Raw genomic sequence first — 16,877 nt, forward strand, 5'->3', positions numbered from 1 at the left:
CGGTTTCAGCGCAGCGGGGGAAGTCTTTGATGAAGGAAGATGCTGTCGCCAGAACAGGCCGTACTCATTTCAATTTTCGAGCGCTGTGCGCGGATCCATCCATAATCCTCATGGCAGCCAGCAGGCCGTATCCGGCAAGGGCGCCGCAGGCGCCGCTTCGCGGGCATGCCCCTTGAGCTCAACAACTGGATACGGCTTTCTCCCGGCAAGGGATTTATGGCGACATCCGCGCAACGCGCAATCATCAGGACGGGGTCGACAGTCTCCACGACTATCAGCCCTTGCCCACCGCCTTGCCGGCCTCTGGAAAAGCCGGCTCGGTGCGGTTGAGGCAGAAGGCCATGGGCTGGAACAGCATCCAGGCGATGAAGGCTTTGATCTTGGGCTCTTTGGCGCGGGTCGGGTCGAACACCATGTAGTGGCCGTCGCCAAGGTCAAGCTCGGTTGAGAAAGGTGCCACCAACGCTCCCGAGGCCAGTTGTTCGGCAAAATAGACCGGCGAGACCATGGTCGCGGCATCGCCTGAGGCGATGGCGGCCGAGACCTCCATGGTCTGGGTCTCCAACTCGAGCGCCGGCCGGTCGGGAAGCCGGGATGGGTCGCCGCCGGCCTCGCGCAACCAGTCACGCCACCAACGCATCGGTCCGAACAAGCGTAATCTGAGCAGGTCCTCCGGGCGCTCGAATGGACCAAGGCGGTCCATGGCGGCGCGGGAGACCAGCGGCGCCGTGGTGTCGCCAAACAGGCGGCGGGCTTCCAGGCCCGGCCACTGGCCCTTGCCGATCCGGATGCCGATATCGGCTTCCCCGGCCTTGATGTCGACCAGATCGGAGCGGCTGTCGATGCGCACTGCCAGGTGGGGATTCTCGAGCTGGAAAGCGCCGATCCGGGGCACGAGCCAGTTCGAGCAGAAGGTTGGGAGGGCGGTGATTGACAGAACCGTATCGCGGTCCTCGCGCACATCGCGGAAGGTGCGTTCCAGCAGCCGGAAGGCGTCGGATGTGCCATGGGCCAGACGTGCGCCGCGGGGTGTCAATTCAACATGCCTGGCCTTGCGTTCGAACAGGGCAAAGCCGAGCCGGTCTTCCAGTATCTTGATCTGATAGCTCACCGCGGCCTGGGTCATGCCGAGGCTCTCCCCGGTGCGGGTGAAATTGCCCAGCCGAGCGGCCGTCTCGAAGACGCGGATGGCGTTGATGGGAGGTAGATTGGGTCGTTCAGACATCAAATTAGCTTATGAAAGACCAGTGAGAACACATTGGTCAGTGCCATGTTGAGGCCCCTATATCAAGTCATCGCTTGAACAGGAGGCGGCCATGACATTGGTTGAATTGATGATTGAAACCACCGAGCCACAGCGCGTGAGCGCGATCATGCCGCGGCATTCGGGGCGCCATGACTGGTTGGGCTGGATGGTCCGCCGCTTTGCCTGGCTGGACGGTCACACCGACTGGAACCGCAAGGTCTGAGTGTCAGGCCGTTGCCATGAATACGGCTGATGCCTGATGCCGATAGGCATTGGCCGCATAGGCGGTGAGGTCGGTCGGCGCCGTTGATGCCGATGACGTTACCGACCGGGTATCAGCCTGTCGCATTTCCGCGATCTGCTGATTCAGCGAGGGTTGCAGCTTCTCCCCAGACGCTGACGGCTCGTCCTCACCGCCTTCGTCTCCCTGAGCCCGGTTCAGCTCGGCCCGCGCCTGGGCAATCTTGGCGTCGGCCAGTGCGGCGACCTTGCGGTCCTGGCCGGACGGTTCGACCGGGGCCAGGGCGGCGGCCTTGACCTGCTGCATCTTGTCGATCGTGGCTTGTGGGTCGCCCTTGATCTCACTGGCATCGATGGGGACTTCGCCGCCCACCGCGTAGGAGCGGCCGTCCGGGCCTTTCTGGAAGGTGTAGCTGGCAGCGCCGGCATACTGGCCACCAACGGCCTGGTGTGCCTGTTCGTGCGCACGGACTTCGCGGTCCCGCGCTTTCAGGGCGTCGACTTGCTTTCGCTCCTCGTCAGAGAGCTCGGCGGCTTCCTTCGCCTTCGACGCGCCGCCGCAGCCACCACAAGCCGCACTGCCGCACGATCCACAGGCGGCCAGCCTGTTGGTCTGTTCGGTGGCAATCGTTCTCGCGGCCCGGGCGATCGCCGGGGTCGAAACGACAGAAGATACGGACGACGCGATCATTGATCCGAAGATCGCGGATCCGCGTTAAGGCCTCGTTATGGGAATCGGTAAAAGGCGCGCCGGGCGGTCCGGATCAGGCGATTTCCGGATTGCTTTCGCGCGAGGCGTCGACGCGTTCGCGCAGTTCCTTGCCGGTCTTGAAGAAGGGGACGTGCTTTTCCTTGACGGCAACGCTCTCGCCGGTGCGCGGATTGCGACCGACGCGAGCCGGGCGGTGGCGGACCGAAAAGGCACCAAATCCGCGCAGTTCGACACGCTCGCCGCGGGCCAGGGCATCGGTGATGCCATCGAGGATGGTGTTGACGACGCGTTCCACATCGCGGTGATAGAGATGGGGATTTGCTTCGGCCAATTGGTCGATCAATTCGGACTTGATCATGCTAACCCTCCGCGTGTGAATGCCTAATCCTTACGTCTGGCGCTCGCCGCGTCAATGCACACGGACAATTTAGCGCAATAAAAAACGGCCGGAGCGCAAGCCCCGGCCGTTCTTCATGACCGTTGAGGTCGGATCAGGGCCTATTCGGCCTTGTCATCTTTCTCGCGCAGGGCGGCGCCGAGGATGTCGCCCAGCGAAGCGCCGGCATCCGAGGAACCATACTGCTCGACAGCTTCACGCTCTTCGGAGATCTCGAGTGCCTTGATGGACAGCGAGATGCGACGCGTTCCCTTGTCGATATTGGTGATGCGGGCATCAACCTTGTCGCCGACCGCAAAACGTTCCGGACGCTGCTCGCCGCGATCGCGGGACAGGTCGGACTTGCGGATGAAGGCCTTGACCGGGCTGTCGTCGCCGAAGGCAACTTCGATACCGCCGGTCGTCACTTCGGTGACGGTACAGGTGACGGTGTCGCCGCGGCCAACGCCGGACGAGTCCATCGGATCGCCAGCGAGCTGCTTGATACCCAGGGAGACGCGCTCTTTCTCGACGTCAACGTCGAGAACCTTGGCGTCGACCATGTCGCCCTTCTTGAAGCCTTCGATGGCCTGCTCGCCCGACTGATCCCAGGAGATGTCGGAGAGGTGGACCATGCCGTCGATATCGCCTTCGAGGCCAACGAACAGACCGAATTCGGTGATGTTCTTGATCTCGCCCTGAATGGCGGTGCCGGACGGGAAGGTTTCCGCGAAGACTTCCCACGGATTGCGCTGGGTCTGCTTGACGCCCAGCGAGATGCGGCGCTTGTCGGCGTCGACATCGAGGACCATGACCTGGACTTCCTGGGAGGTCGACAGGATCTTGCCCGGGTGGACGTTCTTCTTGGTCCAGGACATTTCGGACACGTGGACGAGGCCTTCAACGCCCTCTTCCAGTTCCACAAAGGCACCGTATTCAGCGATATTGGTGACACGGCCTTCAAAGACGGCGCCAACCGGGTATTTCGCTGCAACGCCTTCCCACGGATCGGACATGAGTTGTTTCATGCCGAGCGAGATGCGCTGGGTTTCCTTGTTGATCTTGATGATCTGGACTTTGACCGTCTGGCCGACTTCCACCACTTCAGACGGGTGGCCGACGCGGCTCCACGACATGTCGGTGACGTGAAGCAGGCCGTCAATGCCGCCGAGGTCAACGAACGCACCGTAATCGGTGATGTTCTTGACGACGCCGTCACGGGCTTCGCCCTCGGCCAGCTGGCCAACGAGCTCGGCGCGCTGTTCGGCACGGCTTTCTTCCAGAACGGCGCGGCGCGAAACCACGATATTGCCGCGCGGACGGTCCATTTTCAGGATCGCGAACGGCTGTTCCTGGTTCATCAGCGGGCCGACATCGCGGACCGGACGGATATCAACCTGGGAGCCCGGCAGGAAGGCGGATGCGCCACCCAGATCCACAGTGAAGCCGCCCTTGACGCGACCGACGATGGCACCGTTGACCGGCTCCTTCTTGTCGAAGGACTTCTCGAGGCGATCCCAGCTCTCTTCGCGGCGAGCCTTGTCGCGCGAAAGGATGGCGTCGCCGAGGGCGTTTTCGATGCGCTCGAGGTAAACCTCGACGTCGTCGCCCACCTTGGGGGCGTCGGAACCCGGACCGGTGAATTCACGCAGCGGGATACGACCTTCGGTCTTGAGACCGACATCGACGACCACATCGCCATTTTCGATGGCGGTCACGCTGCCTTTGATGACCTGGCCTTCAGCCAGATCACGGCCGGCCAGGCTGGCTTCCAGCATGGCGGCGAAATCATCAGTCGACGGGGTAAGAGTTTCTGTAGACATGTTAAAGGGTTGCTCCGGAGCCGCGAGGTTGGAAACGGGTCGTTTTACCTGTGTCGTCTCGCTGCCTGGCCGGGTTCGGCCGGTTGGAAATTGAACTGTATGGGCGCTCGCAACGGGGCCGCGACCCGACTGGGTCACGACATTCCGCGGTCAGAACGCCCGGCTATCTGTCACCTTGGCGCCGGAATGATCACGCCTTTTGGCGTTTTTCCACAATCGCGACAGCGTCGGTAACGGCCGCGTCTATACTCAAGGATGACGTGTCTAGCAAGGTTGCGTCGTCGGCCGGGCGCATGGGTGCATCACTGCGACCGGCGTCGCGGTGATCGCGTTCGCGGGTCTGGGCCAGCATTTCTTCGAGGCTGATCGTCTCGCCGCGGGCGTTCAGTTCCTGCCAGCGCCGCCGGGCCCGGGTCTCGGTGTCGGCGGTCACATAGAGTTTCACATCGGCGTCCGGACAGATCACGGTTCCTATGTCGCGCCCGTCCAGGATCGCCCCGCCCGGTTGCTCCGCAAAGGCCCTCTGCAGGTCGAACAGGGCCTTGCGAACCTGCGGGATCGAGCCGACCCGTGAGGCCATGGCACCGGCTTCGGCCGTGCGGATGCGGACCTCGTCAATGGCGGCCAGGTCCAGTGATCGCGCGATCGCGGCACAGGCTTCGGGATCCGTCTGGTCGATGCCCGCATCAAGCACAGCGATCCCCGTCGCCCGGTAGAGCGATCCGGTATCGAGATAGGGCAGGCCGAAATGAGCCGCCAGGGCGCGCGCGATGGTTCCCTTGCCCGAGGCCAGCGGTCCGTCCACGGCGATGATCATCCGGTTGGCTCCAGTCGGCCGCCGAGGGTGGCGATGTGGTCAAAGAAATCGGGATAGGAGGTGGCGATCATGGCGACATCATCAACCGATGATGCGGCCTGTGCACCCAATCCGATCACCAGGCCGCTCATGGCGAGGCGGTGGTCGTGATGGGTCGGGGTCAGGCCGCCGCCAGGGACGCCGCCGACACCCATGCCTGTGACCGCCAGGCTGTCCTGTCCTTCCTCGACCGGAACGCCGTTGGCACGCAGCATCGCCGCACTGCCGGCGAGGCGGTCGCTCTCCTTGGCCCGCAGCTCTTCAAGGCCCGGCATGTGAGTGGTGCCATTGGCGTAGGCCGCGGCAACACACAGTACAGGATACTCGTCGATCATCGACGGAGCCCTTGTCGCCGGCACGGTGATGCCGTGCAGCTGGCTGTGTCGCACCCGGATATGCATGGTTTTCTCGCCGGCCATGTCCGGACCCGGCGTGAGGACGATGTCGGCACCCATTTCCTTCAAGGTGTCGATCAGTCCGGTCCGGGCCGGATTGTCCATCACGCCTTCCAGGGTGATGTCCGATCCGGGAATGATCAGGGCCGCCACAATCGCGAAGGCCGAGGAGGACGGGTCCCCCGGCACGTCGACGGGGCAGGCGGTGAGGGTTTGCGGTCCGGTCAGCGTGATGGTCGCGGCAGTGCCGGCTCGCTCGACCGCTAGTGTCACACCGAAGGCTTTCAGCATGGTCTCGGTATGATCCCGGGTGATCTGCGGCTCATGCACCACCGTGGTTCCGGTCGCACCGAGCGCCGCCAGCAGGACGGCGGACTTCACCTGGGCCGAGGCGACTGGAGGGGTGTAATGGATGCCCGTCAGCGGGCCGCCATCCAGCCGGGCGGGCAGGCGCCCCTCGGTCGTCGTGAAGCGGGCGCCCATTTCACCAAGCGGGTCGGTCACACGACGCATCGGCCTGGAGGACAGGCTTTCATCGCCGATGAAGTCGGCACTGGCCCCGGTTCCGGCGACGGCGCCCATCATCAGGCGGACACCGGTCCCGGCATTGCCGAAGTCCAGCGGTGCCGAAGGGGTGGTCCATTGACCGCCGCACCCGTCGATCCGCCAGTGGCCCGGGCCGAGATGGTCGACAGTGGCGCCCAGCGCGGCTGCCGCGCGGCCGGAATTGATCACATCATCGCTTTCCAGCAGGCCGGTGACTTCGGTCACGCCTTTCGCGAGCCCTCCCAGTATGAAGGCACGATGGGAAATTGATTTGTCGCCCGGAGCCTTGATGGTTCCGGACAGGGCAGAGGCGGGCACGGCCCGCATGGCGCCGGAAAGGCGCTTCAAAGATGGGGTCATCAACGGAATTGCAAGGTTTGAGGTGACATGACGGCGATCAGGTTTTGACAGAGCGCGATGATCGTGGCAACGGGGCGCGCCGATTTAGAAAACTGGTTATGTAGGGAAGCCATGGCCAAGCCTGAACTAGGAAGCAAGCGCGCCTGCCCAAGCTGCAGCGCCAAATTTTACGACCTCGGACGCCGGCCGGCCCGGTGCCCCAAGTGCGGAACCGAGTTTGACCCGGAGCGCGAAGACCCGCGTCTGAAGGCCAAGCTCGAAGCCGTCGAAGAGGATGAAGCGCCGAAAAAGTCAGCGAAAGCGGACGACGAGGACGGCTATGGCGACGAGGCGGATGACACGCCTGAAGTCGATGCCGAAACGCTCGCCCGCAAACCGGCTGGCGACGATGATGATGACGATGATGATGACGATGGCGCATCAGGTCTGAGCGACGACCTTCCCGACGGTTTCGGCGAGGGCGGCGTTGATGCCGACGATGATGACGACGATGATGCTGACGATACCGGCGTGCTGATCGACGATGATGAGGACGACGATTTCGGTGACTTCAACATCGACAAGGACGAGGACAATTAGGCCTTGGCAGGTGCGCTGCATTTGCTGCGCAAAAGAGGCTTGATCCCGGGGAAAACCGGGACTAGGTTCCGCGCCTCTCGCCTAGGGCATATACCCAAGCGCCTGCGGTGACCCGAGTTTCGGGGCCATAGCTCAGTTGGGAGAGCGCTTGCATGGCATGCAAGAGGTCGTCGGTTCGATTCCGTCTGGCTCCACCAAGATCAAACCCCGCCGGTTTCCGGCGGGGTTTTTTCGTATCCGGCTGCTATGGTTCGGGAATCAGTCTTCCGACGGGCTCCATCCCATGCGGTTTTCCCAGGCCTGGCGCCGGATCCCGGCCCGTTCGGTTTCTGTGTCATCGAGATCATCGGCCAGGGTCTCGGCGAGGCTGGCCGCCTGGTCGTCTCCGAGCTCTCCGGCGAGGGTGTAAAGCGCCATCGCTTCGCCGCGATCATTGACGCCCCAGTCCGGGTCCAGCCAGCTGTCCGCCAGCGCAATCAGCGCCAGCGTGTCTCCGGCTTCAGCCCCGGCTTCCCAGGCCTGGCGGGCGGCGGCCTGGTCGACCGGTCCGGCCAGACCTTCGGCCGCACCGATGCCCAGCAGATACTGGGCGCGGACCAGTTCGGGGTCCCGATCGAGCGCGTCACGCGCAAGGGTCACGGCCCGGATCGCGTCGCTGTCGCCATCGCTGTCGCCGTCAAACATCAGGGTCTCGGCCAGGGTGAGGCTGGCTCCCGGACCCGTGTCGACATCGCCGAGGAGGGATTCCAGGATCGCCACGGCTTCGTCGCGTTCGTCGCTGTAGTCGTACAGCATCAATTCGGCGAGGTCGTGGCCAGCGGCCTTGTCGCCGGAATTCCAGGCGAGTTCAAAGAAAGCGCGAGCCCGGTCGATATCCGTCGGAACGCCGAAACCATCCCGATAGAGAATGCCCAACATGTGATTGGCGGGCTGGTGCCCGGCATCGGCGGCCTGGATCAGCCAGTAGCGCCCCGTCACCGTGTCGGGTTCGCCGTCCTCGGGGAAGGTGAGCGAGTAGCCATACTCGAAGGCCGCGACAGGATCGCCGGTCTCGGCCTGTTCACGCAGGCTGGGGGGTGGGGTTTGGGCCGATGCCGCAGCGCCGGTGAGCGCCACGATTCCGGCCAGTAGACAGACGCGCAGCATGCCCGGTCTCCTGACAGTGTGGAGCCGCAGGAAAGCAGGGTGTGGCTGAACGTGTGATGAGTGCCCTGTTCAGGCCGGGCGGGTTCAGGCGGCGTCGGACGCCGGTTCGCCGGACAGGACAGCGTGTACGGCATCGCCATTCGGCGCGGCGCGCAGGCGCTGGCGGACATCTTCCCGGCGCAACAGCCGGGACACGCGGGCCAGTGCCTTGAGGTGCTCGGCACCGGCATTTTCCGGTGCCAGAAGCATGAAAATCAGATCGGCCGGCCGGCCGTCGATCGACTCGAAGTCGACCGGCGTCCGGAGCCGGGCAAAGATACCGACCACCTCATCCATCCCGCTCAGGCGGGCATGGGGAATGGCGACACCCTGTCCGACCCCGGTAGAGCCGAGGCGTTCACGCTGAAGCACGGCATCGAAGATCGTCCGGGACGCCTGTCCCGTTATGCCGGCGGCCAGTTCGGACATGGCCTGCAGGGCCTGTTTCCGGCTGGACGCACCCAAATCGATGCACACTCCCGAACCCGGGATCAAATCAGCTAACGCCATTGTCCGACTACACGCTCCTAGGCTGGCTCTGAGCGGTCTTCCCGCGCCGGGTTCAGCCATCCGATATGGCCGTCCGGTCGCCGGTAGACGATGTTGAGACCGCCATTGGCGGCGTTGCGGAACATCAGGAAGGACGAATCCGCCGCATCCAGTTCCAGCGACGCCATGCCCACGGTCAGGGTGCGGACTTCTCCGACCTGTTCCGCGATGACGATCGGCTCAGGGGCACCATTGAGCGGTGCATCACTTGTGTCTTCGTCGTCGAGGTCCTCGTCATCGACATGGCTGTCGCGCATGCCCTTGAGGACGACGATCGGAAGACTCTCGGCCGGAAGTTCGGCCTTGTTGTCATTGTGGTGGTTCTTCAGTTTCCGCTTGTAGCGGCGGAGGCGCTTCTCCAGGCGCTCCATGGTATTTTCCGCTGCTTTGTAGGCATCCTCGGCTTCGCCGTGGGCCTGCAGCATGACGCCCGATGGCAGATGCACCGAACACTCCACGCGAAAGCCTGTGCCCTCGCGCGAGATCGATACATAAGCTTCACCGGGACGGTTGAAGTATTTGGCAACTCCGTCTTCCACGCGCCCGAGAATCTGTTCTCGCAGCGCGCCGCTGACGTCGATGCCTTTGCTGACCACCTGTATATGCATGCGCTCCTTCCCGCCGGCCATTCACCGGCACGTGAGGCGTTGACGTGCAGTTCCGCCTCTCCTCGGAAAGCGGGCGGAACCTAGTCGCGGGCCGCAGGGGGAGTCAATGACTGTTCTCCGGATGCCTGCAGGCCGCGATCTCGGTGGAAGAATACCACCGGGGCGCCCGTTCAAGCGATCCCTAGCCAGCGCGTTTTAGCATGCGACGACGCTGGACCGAGGACGGGATGTTGAGCGCCTCCCGGTATTTGGCCACAGTCCGGCGGGCGATTTCAATCCCTTCATCCCGTAATTGTTCAACGAGACTGTCATCGGACAGCACCCCGTCGGCCGATTCCTGGCCGATCATCAGCTTGATGCGATGGCGGACGGCCTCGGCAGAGTGGGCCTCCCCGCCGCCGGCGGACGGAATGGCGGAGGTGAAGAAATATTTCAGCTCGAACATGCCGCGCGCTGTCGCGACATATTTGTTCGACGTGACGCGGCTGACGGTCGATTCGTGCATGCCGATGGCGTCGGCGACTGTTTTCAGGTTGAGGGGACGCAGATAGGCGACGCCATGAGCCAGGAACATGTCCTGTTGGCGCACGATTTCACTCGCCACCTTGAGAATCGTCCGGGCGCGCTGATCGAGACTTTTCACCAGCCATGAGGCGTTCTGCGAGCACTCGGTGATGAAGGTTTTGTCGGTCTCGGACTTGGCGACAGCGCTGATCTCGTTGAAATAGCTGTTATTGACCAGCACGCGCGGCAGGGTCTCCGAATTCAGTTCCACTTGCCAGCTGCCATCCGGCGACTGGCGGATGAAGACGTCCGGTTCGACCGCCCGGGTTGAATCGCTGCCGAAGGCATGTCCCGGCTTGGGGGTCAGGGCGCGAATCTCGGAGATCATTTCGTCGAGGTCTTCGCTGTCGACGCCGCACAGGGATTTCAGGGCGACATAATCATGCTTGGCGAGGCGCTCGAGATTGTCGAGCAGGGTCGCCATGGCGGGGTCGAGCCGGTCCTTGTCCTTGAGTTGCAGGGCCAGGCATTCGGGCAGGTCGCGGGCCATCACGCCGGCCGGGTCGAAGGTCTGCGTCAGGTCGAGCACGGCTTCGACGCGGGCGCGTTCGACCCCGAGCTGCGTTGCGATCTCGTCGAGGTCCGAGCGCATATAGCCATCATCATCGGCCAGGTCGATCAGGTGCGCACCGATCAGGCGGTCGACCGGATCGCCGGTCGCCATCGACAATTGTTCATGCAGGTGTTCGGCCAGCGAAATCTCGCGCGAGGAATTGGCGATGGCGTCATAGTCTTCGCTCGCCGGGCCGCGACTGCCACCGGAGGTGTGGCCCGAGACCGAGCCGGCGCCCATGGCAGCACCACTCTCGACGCCGTCAACGCCGGACAGGTCCGACTTCGAATCATCGCCATGCATCATGTCGACATCGGCATCGATGGAATCATTGGCATCGGCCGAGGGCGCAGCCAGTTCCAGCTCGCGCGGTTCGCCCTGGCCCTCTTCGCGTTGCGATTCGGCTGATTCGCCACTGTCATCGCGTTCGAGCAGGGGATTGCGTTCCAGCTCGCCTTCGACGAACTCGGCAAGCTCGATATTCGAGAGCTGCAACAGCTTGATGGCTTGTTGGAGCTGGGGCGTCATCACCAGGGATTGTCCCTGGCGCATATCCAGCTTCTGCATCAATCCGGCCATGTGAACCTCTGTTTGGTACGTTTCATGCAGAGGTTAATCAGCCAAAGCTTTCTCCGAGATAAACGCGCCGCACATCCGGGTCGGCCCGGATCGCCGCAGGCGAGCCTTCAAACAACACCTCACCCTCATGGATGATCGTGGCTCTGTCAGTGATTTCAAGGGTTTCACGGACATTGTGGTCGGTGATCAAGATGCCGATTCCACGCTCCTTCAAAAAGCGGATCAGGTCGCGGATATCGGTGATGGCCAGCGGGTCGATACCGGCAAAGGGCTCGTCCAGCAGCATGAAGGAGGGGCGAGTCGCCAGGGCGCGGGCGATTTCCATGCGTCGACGTTCGCCGCCTGACAGTGACGGCGCCGGCGCTTCGCGCAAGTGCGAGATGCGCAATTCTTCCAGCAGCTGATCAACCAGGGCATGGCGCGCATCGCGGTTCTTTTCGACCACTTCGGCGACCGCGAGCACATTCTGCTCAACCGTCATGCCGTGAAAGATCGATTTTTCCTGCGGCAGATAGCCGATGCCCAGACGCGCGCGCTGGTACATGGGCAGGCGGGTAATGTCCTCGCCATCCAGCAGGATGCGGCCATAGTCGGCCTCGACGAGGCCGGTGATCATGTAGAAACAGGTCGTCTTGCCGGCGCCATTGGGGCCCAGCAGTCCGGCGACTTCGCCGCGCTGGAGCGAAACCGAGACCCCCTTCACAACCGGGCGCTTGCGATAGGCCTTGCCGATCTGTTCGACAACAAGGCCGCCCGCCGTGTCGGTTTCTGCCCGGGGCGTGGGTTCGGTGATCGCCATGAAGGAAAGTGTCCTTGTTCCGCAGGCCCGCGAGCAGGCGCGCTGTCAGCCTTCGGGATTTTCGGTCGATTCGGAGGTGTCGGTTGAGCGGGCCGGCTGCAGAACCATGCGCACGCGTTCACCGGTGCCGGCCTCGCCGAAATTGGAATTGCCGGTGGTCAGGTTGTTCACAAAACGGTTGGTGGTGATGACATTGTCGCCCTGGGTGATGACGACCTCCCCGGTCAGGGTGATGACTTCCTCGGCCAGCTCGTAGACGCCGCGATCGCCGCGCGCCCTCTGTGTCGGCGTGATGTAGAAGACATTGTCGGTAGCGACGATCCGGTCGATATCACCCCAGCCGCCGCCGGGACCCTCGCCGGTGTAATAAACGTCCATCCGGTCGGCCTGGAGGCTCGATTCACCCTGGACGACATGCACGTCACCGAGCCAGACGATGTGACGCTCGGCGTCGAGCACCTCGAAGGTCTCGGCCTCGATATCCAGCGGCAAGGATGAGTTTCCGATTTGCGCCGACGCGGCTGTGGACGGCAATGCTGCCGCGGCCAATCCGAACAGGGTGATTGCAAGCAGGCGCATCAGTCGTTTCCTTCTTCGGGCGACGCATCCGGAATGGGCGCGGTGCGGTCTTGTATCAGGCGGGCCCGGACATTGCCGGAGAAGATGATGCGATTGCCGCCATCGGTGATTTCGTAGCTGTCAGCCCGGATTGTACCCATCGGGCCGGTACCTTCCACTGCTTCTTCACCGGTCACGCGTTCTTCGCGCAGGAAGATGCGGGCGTGGTCGGACTGGAAAGTATAGCCCGCCCGGGTCCGGAAGTTGACGTCGGAATAGAGGTCGAGAATGCGGTTCGGCAAATCGTATCGGCCCGACTCCGCGAGCACCCGGGACACGTCCGCACCGGCTTCGAGGAAGTCATAGTCGAGGCGCGGGCGTTCCAGCTCCGTCACGCCATCGGCCGCATCCCGCCGCCGGATGGCCGTGTCGGCGGTCACAACGTACGGGGTCAGGCTTTCGTCGCGTCCGGTAAAACGCGGATTGGTCATGCGGACATCCGCGCTGACGGCTTCAGTCTCACCCGTCGCATTGCCACTCGATCCGAGCACGAGCTGGACGACCAGCAGGGCGGCGATCGAAAGGGCCCCCGCCGTGAACAGCAGTCGCATTCCGCGCACGAAGGCCGTGCGCTTGCGGGCGACGCTGAGCGCAAGCGCACGTCTGGGTTCCCACCGCCCGGACGCAGCAGGTTCAAAGGCATCTCGGCCGGAGGAAGCGGTCAGACTGGTCACGGGGTCATACACATCCGATCGGGCGCTCGCATCAGGCCCGTACGCCAGAAAGACCAGCCTTTGCAGGCCTTTTCAAGGCGGCCAAGGTCAGGAATGGGCAAAAATGTCGATTTCCGGCCAGCCGGCCAGGTCAAGCTTGGCGCGGGTTGGCAGGAAGTCGAAACAGGCCCTGGCGAGCTTTGTGCGGCCTTCGCGTTCGAGCATCATGCCCAGCTTCTCGCGCAACTGGTGCAGGTGGAGCACGTCGGAGGCCGCATAGTCCAGCTGTGCGGGAGACAGTTCGTCCGCGCCCCAGTCAGACGATTGCTGCTGCTTGTTCATATCGGCGCCGACCAGTTCGCGGGTCACATCCTTCAGGCCGTGGCGGTCGGTATAGGTACGCACCAGTTTCGACGCGATCTTGGTGCAGAAGACCGGCGCCATCGTCACGCCGAGATACTTCTCGACCATGGCCACATCGAAACGGGCAAAGTGGAGGATTTTCTCGACGGCGTTGTCGGCCAGCACCCGCTTGAGATTGGGGCAGTCATAATCGGCCCGGTTCATCTGCACGACATGGGCATCGCCGTCGCCGGACGACAGCTGCACCACGCACAGCATGTCGCGGGTCAGCGACAATCCCAGGGTTTCCGTATCAACCGCGACGATGGGGCCGAGGTCGAGGTCAGCGGGCAGGTCGCCCTTGTGATAGTGAACGGTCATGGCGTCATCCTTGTTTGTTCCAGCGTCTAGCGCCGCGCGGCGCGCGGTGCAATGCGCGCCAGCTTGTCGGCGACGCTGGTTTCGTCGTCCCGGTTGAGAAATTGCGGCGTTTCCAGCTCGGCCGACGGATTGCCGGCGATGACCGCGTCGAGCAGCGCCGTGACCGTCGCGCCGTCGGGCGTCGCCAGCCAGTTAGCCCGGCGGGCGAGCAGGGCCTCGGCCGAAGACTCCAGCCTTTGCGGCGTCAGACGCTCGCCCGTGACACCGGCATCTTCCGGCGCGTCGCCGGCCATGATGGCCAGCATGTCGGCACCGACATGCGGCAGGTAATGGGATGGCTCATAGAAGGTCGGGTGGGCATCGGTTGCGTCGGCGGCGGGCGCCGGCAGCGCGGCGAAGGGGCGAAAGCCGGAAAAATCGTATAACTGGCTGGCAGGGCCGGGCAGGCAGGCCCCGACCGGTTCGCGGTCGGCATGGCGGGCGAAGGTCTCGGTCAGTGCGGCGCGAAAGGCCAGGAAGTCCTCACCGCGCCCGGCCCGGAACAGCGCTTCTTCCCGCCAGGCATGCAGGGGATGGATAAAGCCGGTGACCTGCACGCCCTGCGCCGTCAGATCGTCCAGCACGGTTTCGAAAAGGGCCAGCCGTTCCGCGTCGAAGCGATAGCCCAGATAGAAGCGGTAAATGCCGCGGGCACCATTTTCATAGCGTGTCCGCTGGGCGCCGGCCGGATAGGTGTCGGCCCAGGGCACGCGCGGCGACGAGCCGGTCAGATTGTCGGCCAGGAGCTGGACCGACGCGCCGAACGTGCTCGGCGACAGGGCGACCCGGGCACGGGCGAAGTCGGCATTGCCGTCACGCAGTGCCGACAGCCAATAGGTCGACTTGGCCTTGGAGTGGGTGCCGAATTCGTCGAGATCGAGCCCGATCACCACACAGCGCAGCCGGGCGCCTCCGGCGGCCAGCGCGGCGGCCTGCGACAGTTCGAAGATATTGGTGCCGCGCATGCCGGCATTGATGAAGCCGGCGGGCAGCTCGGCCGCATCTCGCGGAAAACCGTCGACCGTGCGTGAGGAGCCCAGGATGATGGCCGGGTCGTCGCCGCGGGCCAGCTGGTCGGCGACATGGACGCGTCCGCCGTCTTCATACAGGCGGGTGTCACGCGCTGTCAGTCCGGCAATGTCCGGCGTGCCCATGATGCCGAACGGGTCGACCAACGCGTTGAACCCGGCAAACCCCGCCAGGGCGGTGAAGAGGGCAATCAGCAATGTCGCGGCATAACGTTGCATCGGGGGCGGGTCCTAGAAGGTGTAATAGATGAATTCGGAGGTCTTCCAGGCGTTCAGTACCGACAGGAAGAGCAGCACGGCGGCGCCGATGGCGGCCCAGTGGGTAAAGCGCCAGCGCGGGCCAGGCCTGGGCTTGATCTGGGCGTCTTTCAGGGTCTGCTCGTCGAGCACTTCGGCAAACAGTTCCGGCGTGTCCGGCAGGGACCAGACCAGGCCGAGCCCGAAGGCGACCCAGATCACCAACTCGCCCGACACGCCCTCAAGCCCCAGTCCGGACATGCCGAACATGCCGGCCAGGATGCGCCCGGCGCCGGTCCAGCTCTCGGCCCGGAAGAAGACCCAGGCGATGGTGGTAAAGGCAAAGGTCAGGCCGATCGCCAGAATGCGGCGATGGCCGTCAAACCAGCCCTTGGGTCCCCATTTGGCCCAGTAATGGTTCACCGTCAGACCCAGACCGTGCAGCCCGCCCCAGATGACAAAGGTCCAGGCCGCGCCATGCCAGAGGCCGCCCAGCAGCATGGTCGCCATCAGATTGATCGAACGCCGCGTCTCGCCATGCCGGTTGCCACCCAGCGGGATGTAGAGATGGTCACGCAGGAAATGGCTCAGCGTGATGTGCCAGCGACGCCAGAATTCGACAATCGAGGCTGACTTGTAGGGTCCATTGAAATTGACCGGCAGGCGGAAACCCAGGCAGCGCGCCAGGCCCAGCGCCATGTCGGAATAGCCCGAAAAATCGAAGAAGATCTGCAGCGCATAGGCCGTCGCGCCCAGCCAGGCGGCGACCAGTCCCGGCGTGTCACCGCGCTCGGCCATGGCGAACAGGGAGGAGGCGTAGGGCTCGATGCTTTCGGCGATCAGCACTTTCTTGGCCAGGCCGATGGCGAACAGCGACAGGCCGACGCCCAGATTGTCCCACAGGTCGTCCTTGCGGGTGGTGTCGTTGAATTGCGAGGCGATCTGGTGGTGCTGGATCAGCGGTCCGGCGACGATGTGCGGGAAGAATGAGACGAACAGCGCATGCGCGAAGAAGCGGCCCGGCTCGGTCTTCCGGCGTGCCACATCGACCAGGTAGGAAATCTGCTGGAAGGAGAAAAACGAGATCGCCAGCGGCAGGCCGAGGCCCAGCTCGGGAATGTCGAGCCTGGTCAGCGCGTTGATATTGCTGGCCAGGAAGTCGGCATATTTGAAGAAGCCGAGCAGTGACAGGTTGAAAATGATGCCGATGGCCAGCAGCGGCTGATTGCCCCAGCGCCGCATCAGGCGCGCCACGATGTGGTTGATGATCACCGAGCCGAGCAGCAGCAGGACATGCCGGATGAACCACAGCGAGCGGATCAGGCTCTCAAGCGTCCAGCCATCCAGCTCGTGCCAGGGCGCCCGCGAGACATCCCACCACGCATAGAAGAAGAAGCTGGCCGCCGCGAGCAGGCTCAGCGCCGTCCAGTGCGAGATATAGCGACGCGCCAGATAATAGGTGAGCAGCACGCCGGGCAGGAAAAGAAACAGGAATTCGAAGGAATTGAAGATCATGACCGCGCCGCGCCGGAGGTGGCAGGGACGCTAGCCGCCCGCCACCCGGGCGGCAAGGCAGGCCTGCACGCACCAGGGTTATCCACAGGGCGGG

At 63.7% G+C, this 16,877-nt stretch carries 18 protein-coding genes and 1 tRNA gene; 3 read left to right on the forward strand and 16 right to left on the reverse strand.

Translation table 11 applies throughout. From position 1 onward, the window contains the following. Window positions 1–274 precede the first annotated feature (274 nt). Window positions 275–1,225: a LysR substrate-binding domain-containing protein gene (locus ACN0X9_RS00095; protein ID WP_417485601.1), complete on the reverse strand. Its 951-nt coding sequence runs from the start codon at window positions 1,223–1,225 to the stop codon at window positions 275–277. Window positions 1,226–1,316: 91 nt separating this feature from the next. Between ACN0X9_RS00095 and ACN0X9_RS00100 the strand changes: the two genes are divergently transcribed. Continuing rightward, window positions 1,317–1,469 (forward strand): hypothetical protein, encoded by a 153-nt coding sequence (locus ACN0X9_RS00100; RefSeq protein ID WP_417485602.1) that lies wholly within the window; start codon window positions 1,317–1,319, stop codon window positions 1,467–1,469. Between the two features lie 3 nt (window positions 1,470–1,472). On the opposite strand, the gene ACN0X9_RS00105 is transcribed toward ACN0X9_RS00100, so the two are convergent. The 5 genes from ACN0X9_RS00105 to aroA all read right to left on the reverse strand — a co-directional run bounded on the left by ACN0X9_RS00105 (window position 1,473) and on the right by aroA (window position 6,554). Further along, window positions 1,473–2,177, reverse strand: coding sequence for a putative metalloprotease CJM1_0395 family protein (locus ACN0X9_RS00105; protein WP_417485603.1), 705 nt, complete (start codon window positions 2,175–2,177; stop codon window positions 1,473–1,475). 73 nt (window positions 2,178–2,250) lie between these two features. Further along, entirely contained in the window at window positions 2,251–2,556 is a 306-nt protein-coding gene (locus ACN0X9_RS00110; protein WP_011642040.1) for an integration host factor subunit beta, read from the reverse strand. A 140-nt stretch (window positions 2,557–2,696) separates the two neighbouring features. After that, on the reverse strand, window positions 2,697–4,535 hold the full coding sequence (rpsA, locus tag ACN0X9_RS00115; protein WP_417485604.1) for a 30S ribosomal protein S1: 1,839 nt from the start codon (window positions 4,533–4,535) through the stop codon (window positions 2,697–2,699). A gap of 52 nt (window positions 4,536–4,587) precedes the next feature. After that, window positions 4,588–5,214: a (d)CMP kinase gene (cmk, locus tag ACN0X9_RS00120; RefSeq protein ID WP_417485605.1), complete on the reverse strand. Its 627-nt coding sequence runs from the start codon at window positions 5,212–5,214 to the stop codon at window positions 4,588–4,590. Then, the gene (gene aroA, locus ACN0X9_RS00125; protein ID WP_417485606.1) at window positions 5,211–6,554 is read right to left on the reverse strand and encodes a 3-phosphoshikimate 1-carboxyvinyltransferase; all 1,344 of its coding nucleotides are present in this window, start codon (window positions 6,552–6,554) and stop codon (window positions 5,211–5,213) included. Before aroA ends, cmk begins: the two co-directional genes overlap by 4 nt. 111 nt (window positions 6,555–6,665) lie before the next feature. Between aroA and ACN0X9_RS00130 the strand changes: the two genes are divergently transcribed. Together ACN0X9_RS00130 and ACN0X9_RS00135 are read left to right on the forward strand one after the other, a co-directional pair. Further along, complete coding sequence (locus ACN0X9_RS00130) at window positions 6,666–7,133, forward strand: FYDLN acid domain-containing protein (RefSeq protein WP_417485607.1); 468 nt, start codon at window positions 6,666–6,668, stop codon at window positions 7,131–7,133. Window positions 7,134–7,254: 121 nt separating this feature from the next. Continuing rightward, window positions 7,255–7,330, forward strand: a tRNA-Ala gene (locus ACN0X9_RS00135). A gap of 61 nt (window positions 7,331–7,391) precedes the next feature. Here the strand turns inward: ACN0X9_RS00135 and ACN0X9_RS00140 are convergent. From ACN0X9_RS00140 to ACN0X9_RS00185, 10 genes are all read right to left on the reverse strand, one after another. Then, window positions 7,392–8,279 (reverse strand): tetratricopeptide repeat protein, encoded by an 888-nt coding sequence (locus ACN0X9_RS00140; protein WP_417485608.1) that lies wholly within the window; start codon window positions 8,277–8,279, stop codon window positions 7,392–7,394. 84 nt (window positions 8,280–8,363) lie between these two features. Continuing rightward, a complete protein-coding gene (ptsN, locus tag ACN0X9_RS00145; RefSeq protein WP_417485609.1) occupies window positions 8,364–8,828 on the reverse strand; it encodes a PTS IIA-like nitrogen regulatory protein PtsN in 465 nt (154 codons plus the stop codon). Between the two features lie 17 nt (window positions 8,829–8,845). Then, window positions 8,846–9,475 (reverse strand): ribosome hibernation-promoting factor, HPF/YfiA family, encoded by a 630-nt coding sequence (hpf, locus tag ACN0X9_RS00150; RefSeq protein ID WP_417485610.1) that lies wholly within the window; start codon window positions 9,473–9,475, stop codon window positions 8,846–8,848. 181 nt (window positions 9,476–9,656) lie between these two features. Beyond that, complete coding sequence (gene rpoN / locus ACN0X9_RS00155; RefSeq protein WP_417485611.1) at window positions 9,657–11,171, reverse strand: RNA polymerase factor sigma-54; 1,515 nt, start codon at window positions 11,169–11,171, stop codon at window positions 9,657–9,659. Window positions 11,172–11,208: 37 nt separating this feature from the next. Continuing rightward, window positions 11,209–11,970, reverse strand: coding sequence for an LPS export ABC transporter ATP-binding protein (lptB, locus tag ACN0X9_RS00160; protein WP_417485612.1), 762 nt, complete (start codon window positions 11,968–11,970; stop codon window positions 11,209–11,211). A gap of 45 nt (window positions 11,971–12,015) precedes the next feature. Beyond that, window positions 12,016–12,549 (reverse strand): LptA/OstA family protein, encoded by a 534-nt coding sequence (locus tag ACN0X9_RS00165; protein WP_417485613.1) that lies wholly within the window; start codon window positions 12,547–12,549, stop codon window positions 12,016–12,018. Continuing rightward, the gene (lptC, locus tag ACN0X9_RS00170) at window positions 12,549–13,262 is read right to left on the reverse strand and encodes an LPS export ABC transporter periplasmic protein LptC (RefSeq protein ID WP_417485614.1); all 714 of its coding nucleotides are present in this window, start codon (window positions 13,260–13,262) and stop codon (window positions 12,549–12,551) included. Before lptC ends, ACN0X9_RS00165 begins: the two co-directional genes overlap by 1 nt. Before the next feature lie 87 nt (window positions 13,263–13,349). After that, on the reverse strand, window positions 13,350–13,964 hold the full coding sequence (locus ACN0X9_RS00175; RefSeq protein WP_417485615.1) for a ribonuclease D: 615 nt from the start codon (window positions 13,962–13,964) through the stop codon (window positions 13,350–13,352). Window positions 13,965–13,990: 26 nt separating this feature from the next. Next, window positions 13,991–15,250, reverse strand: coding sequence for a hypothetical protein (locus ACN0X9_RS00180; RefSeq protein ID WP_417485616.1), 1,260 nt, complete (start codon window positions 15,248–15,250; stop codon window positions 13,991–13,993). A gap of 12 nt (window positions 15,251–15,262) precedes the next feature. Then, complete coding sequence (locus ACN0X9_RS00185; RefSeq protein WP_417485617.1) at window positions 15,263–16,783, reverse strand: MBOAT family O-acyltransferase; 1,521 nt, start codon at window positions 16,781–16,783, stop codon at window positions 15,263–15,265. Window positions 16,784–16,877: the final 94 nt, after the last annotated feature.

The sequence above is a fragment of the Maricaulis sp. genome (genome assembly GCF_048268525.1).
In the GTDB taxonomy this organism is placed as follows: Bacteria; Pseudomonadota; Alphaproteobacteria; order Caulobacterales; family Maricaulaceae; genus Maricaulis.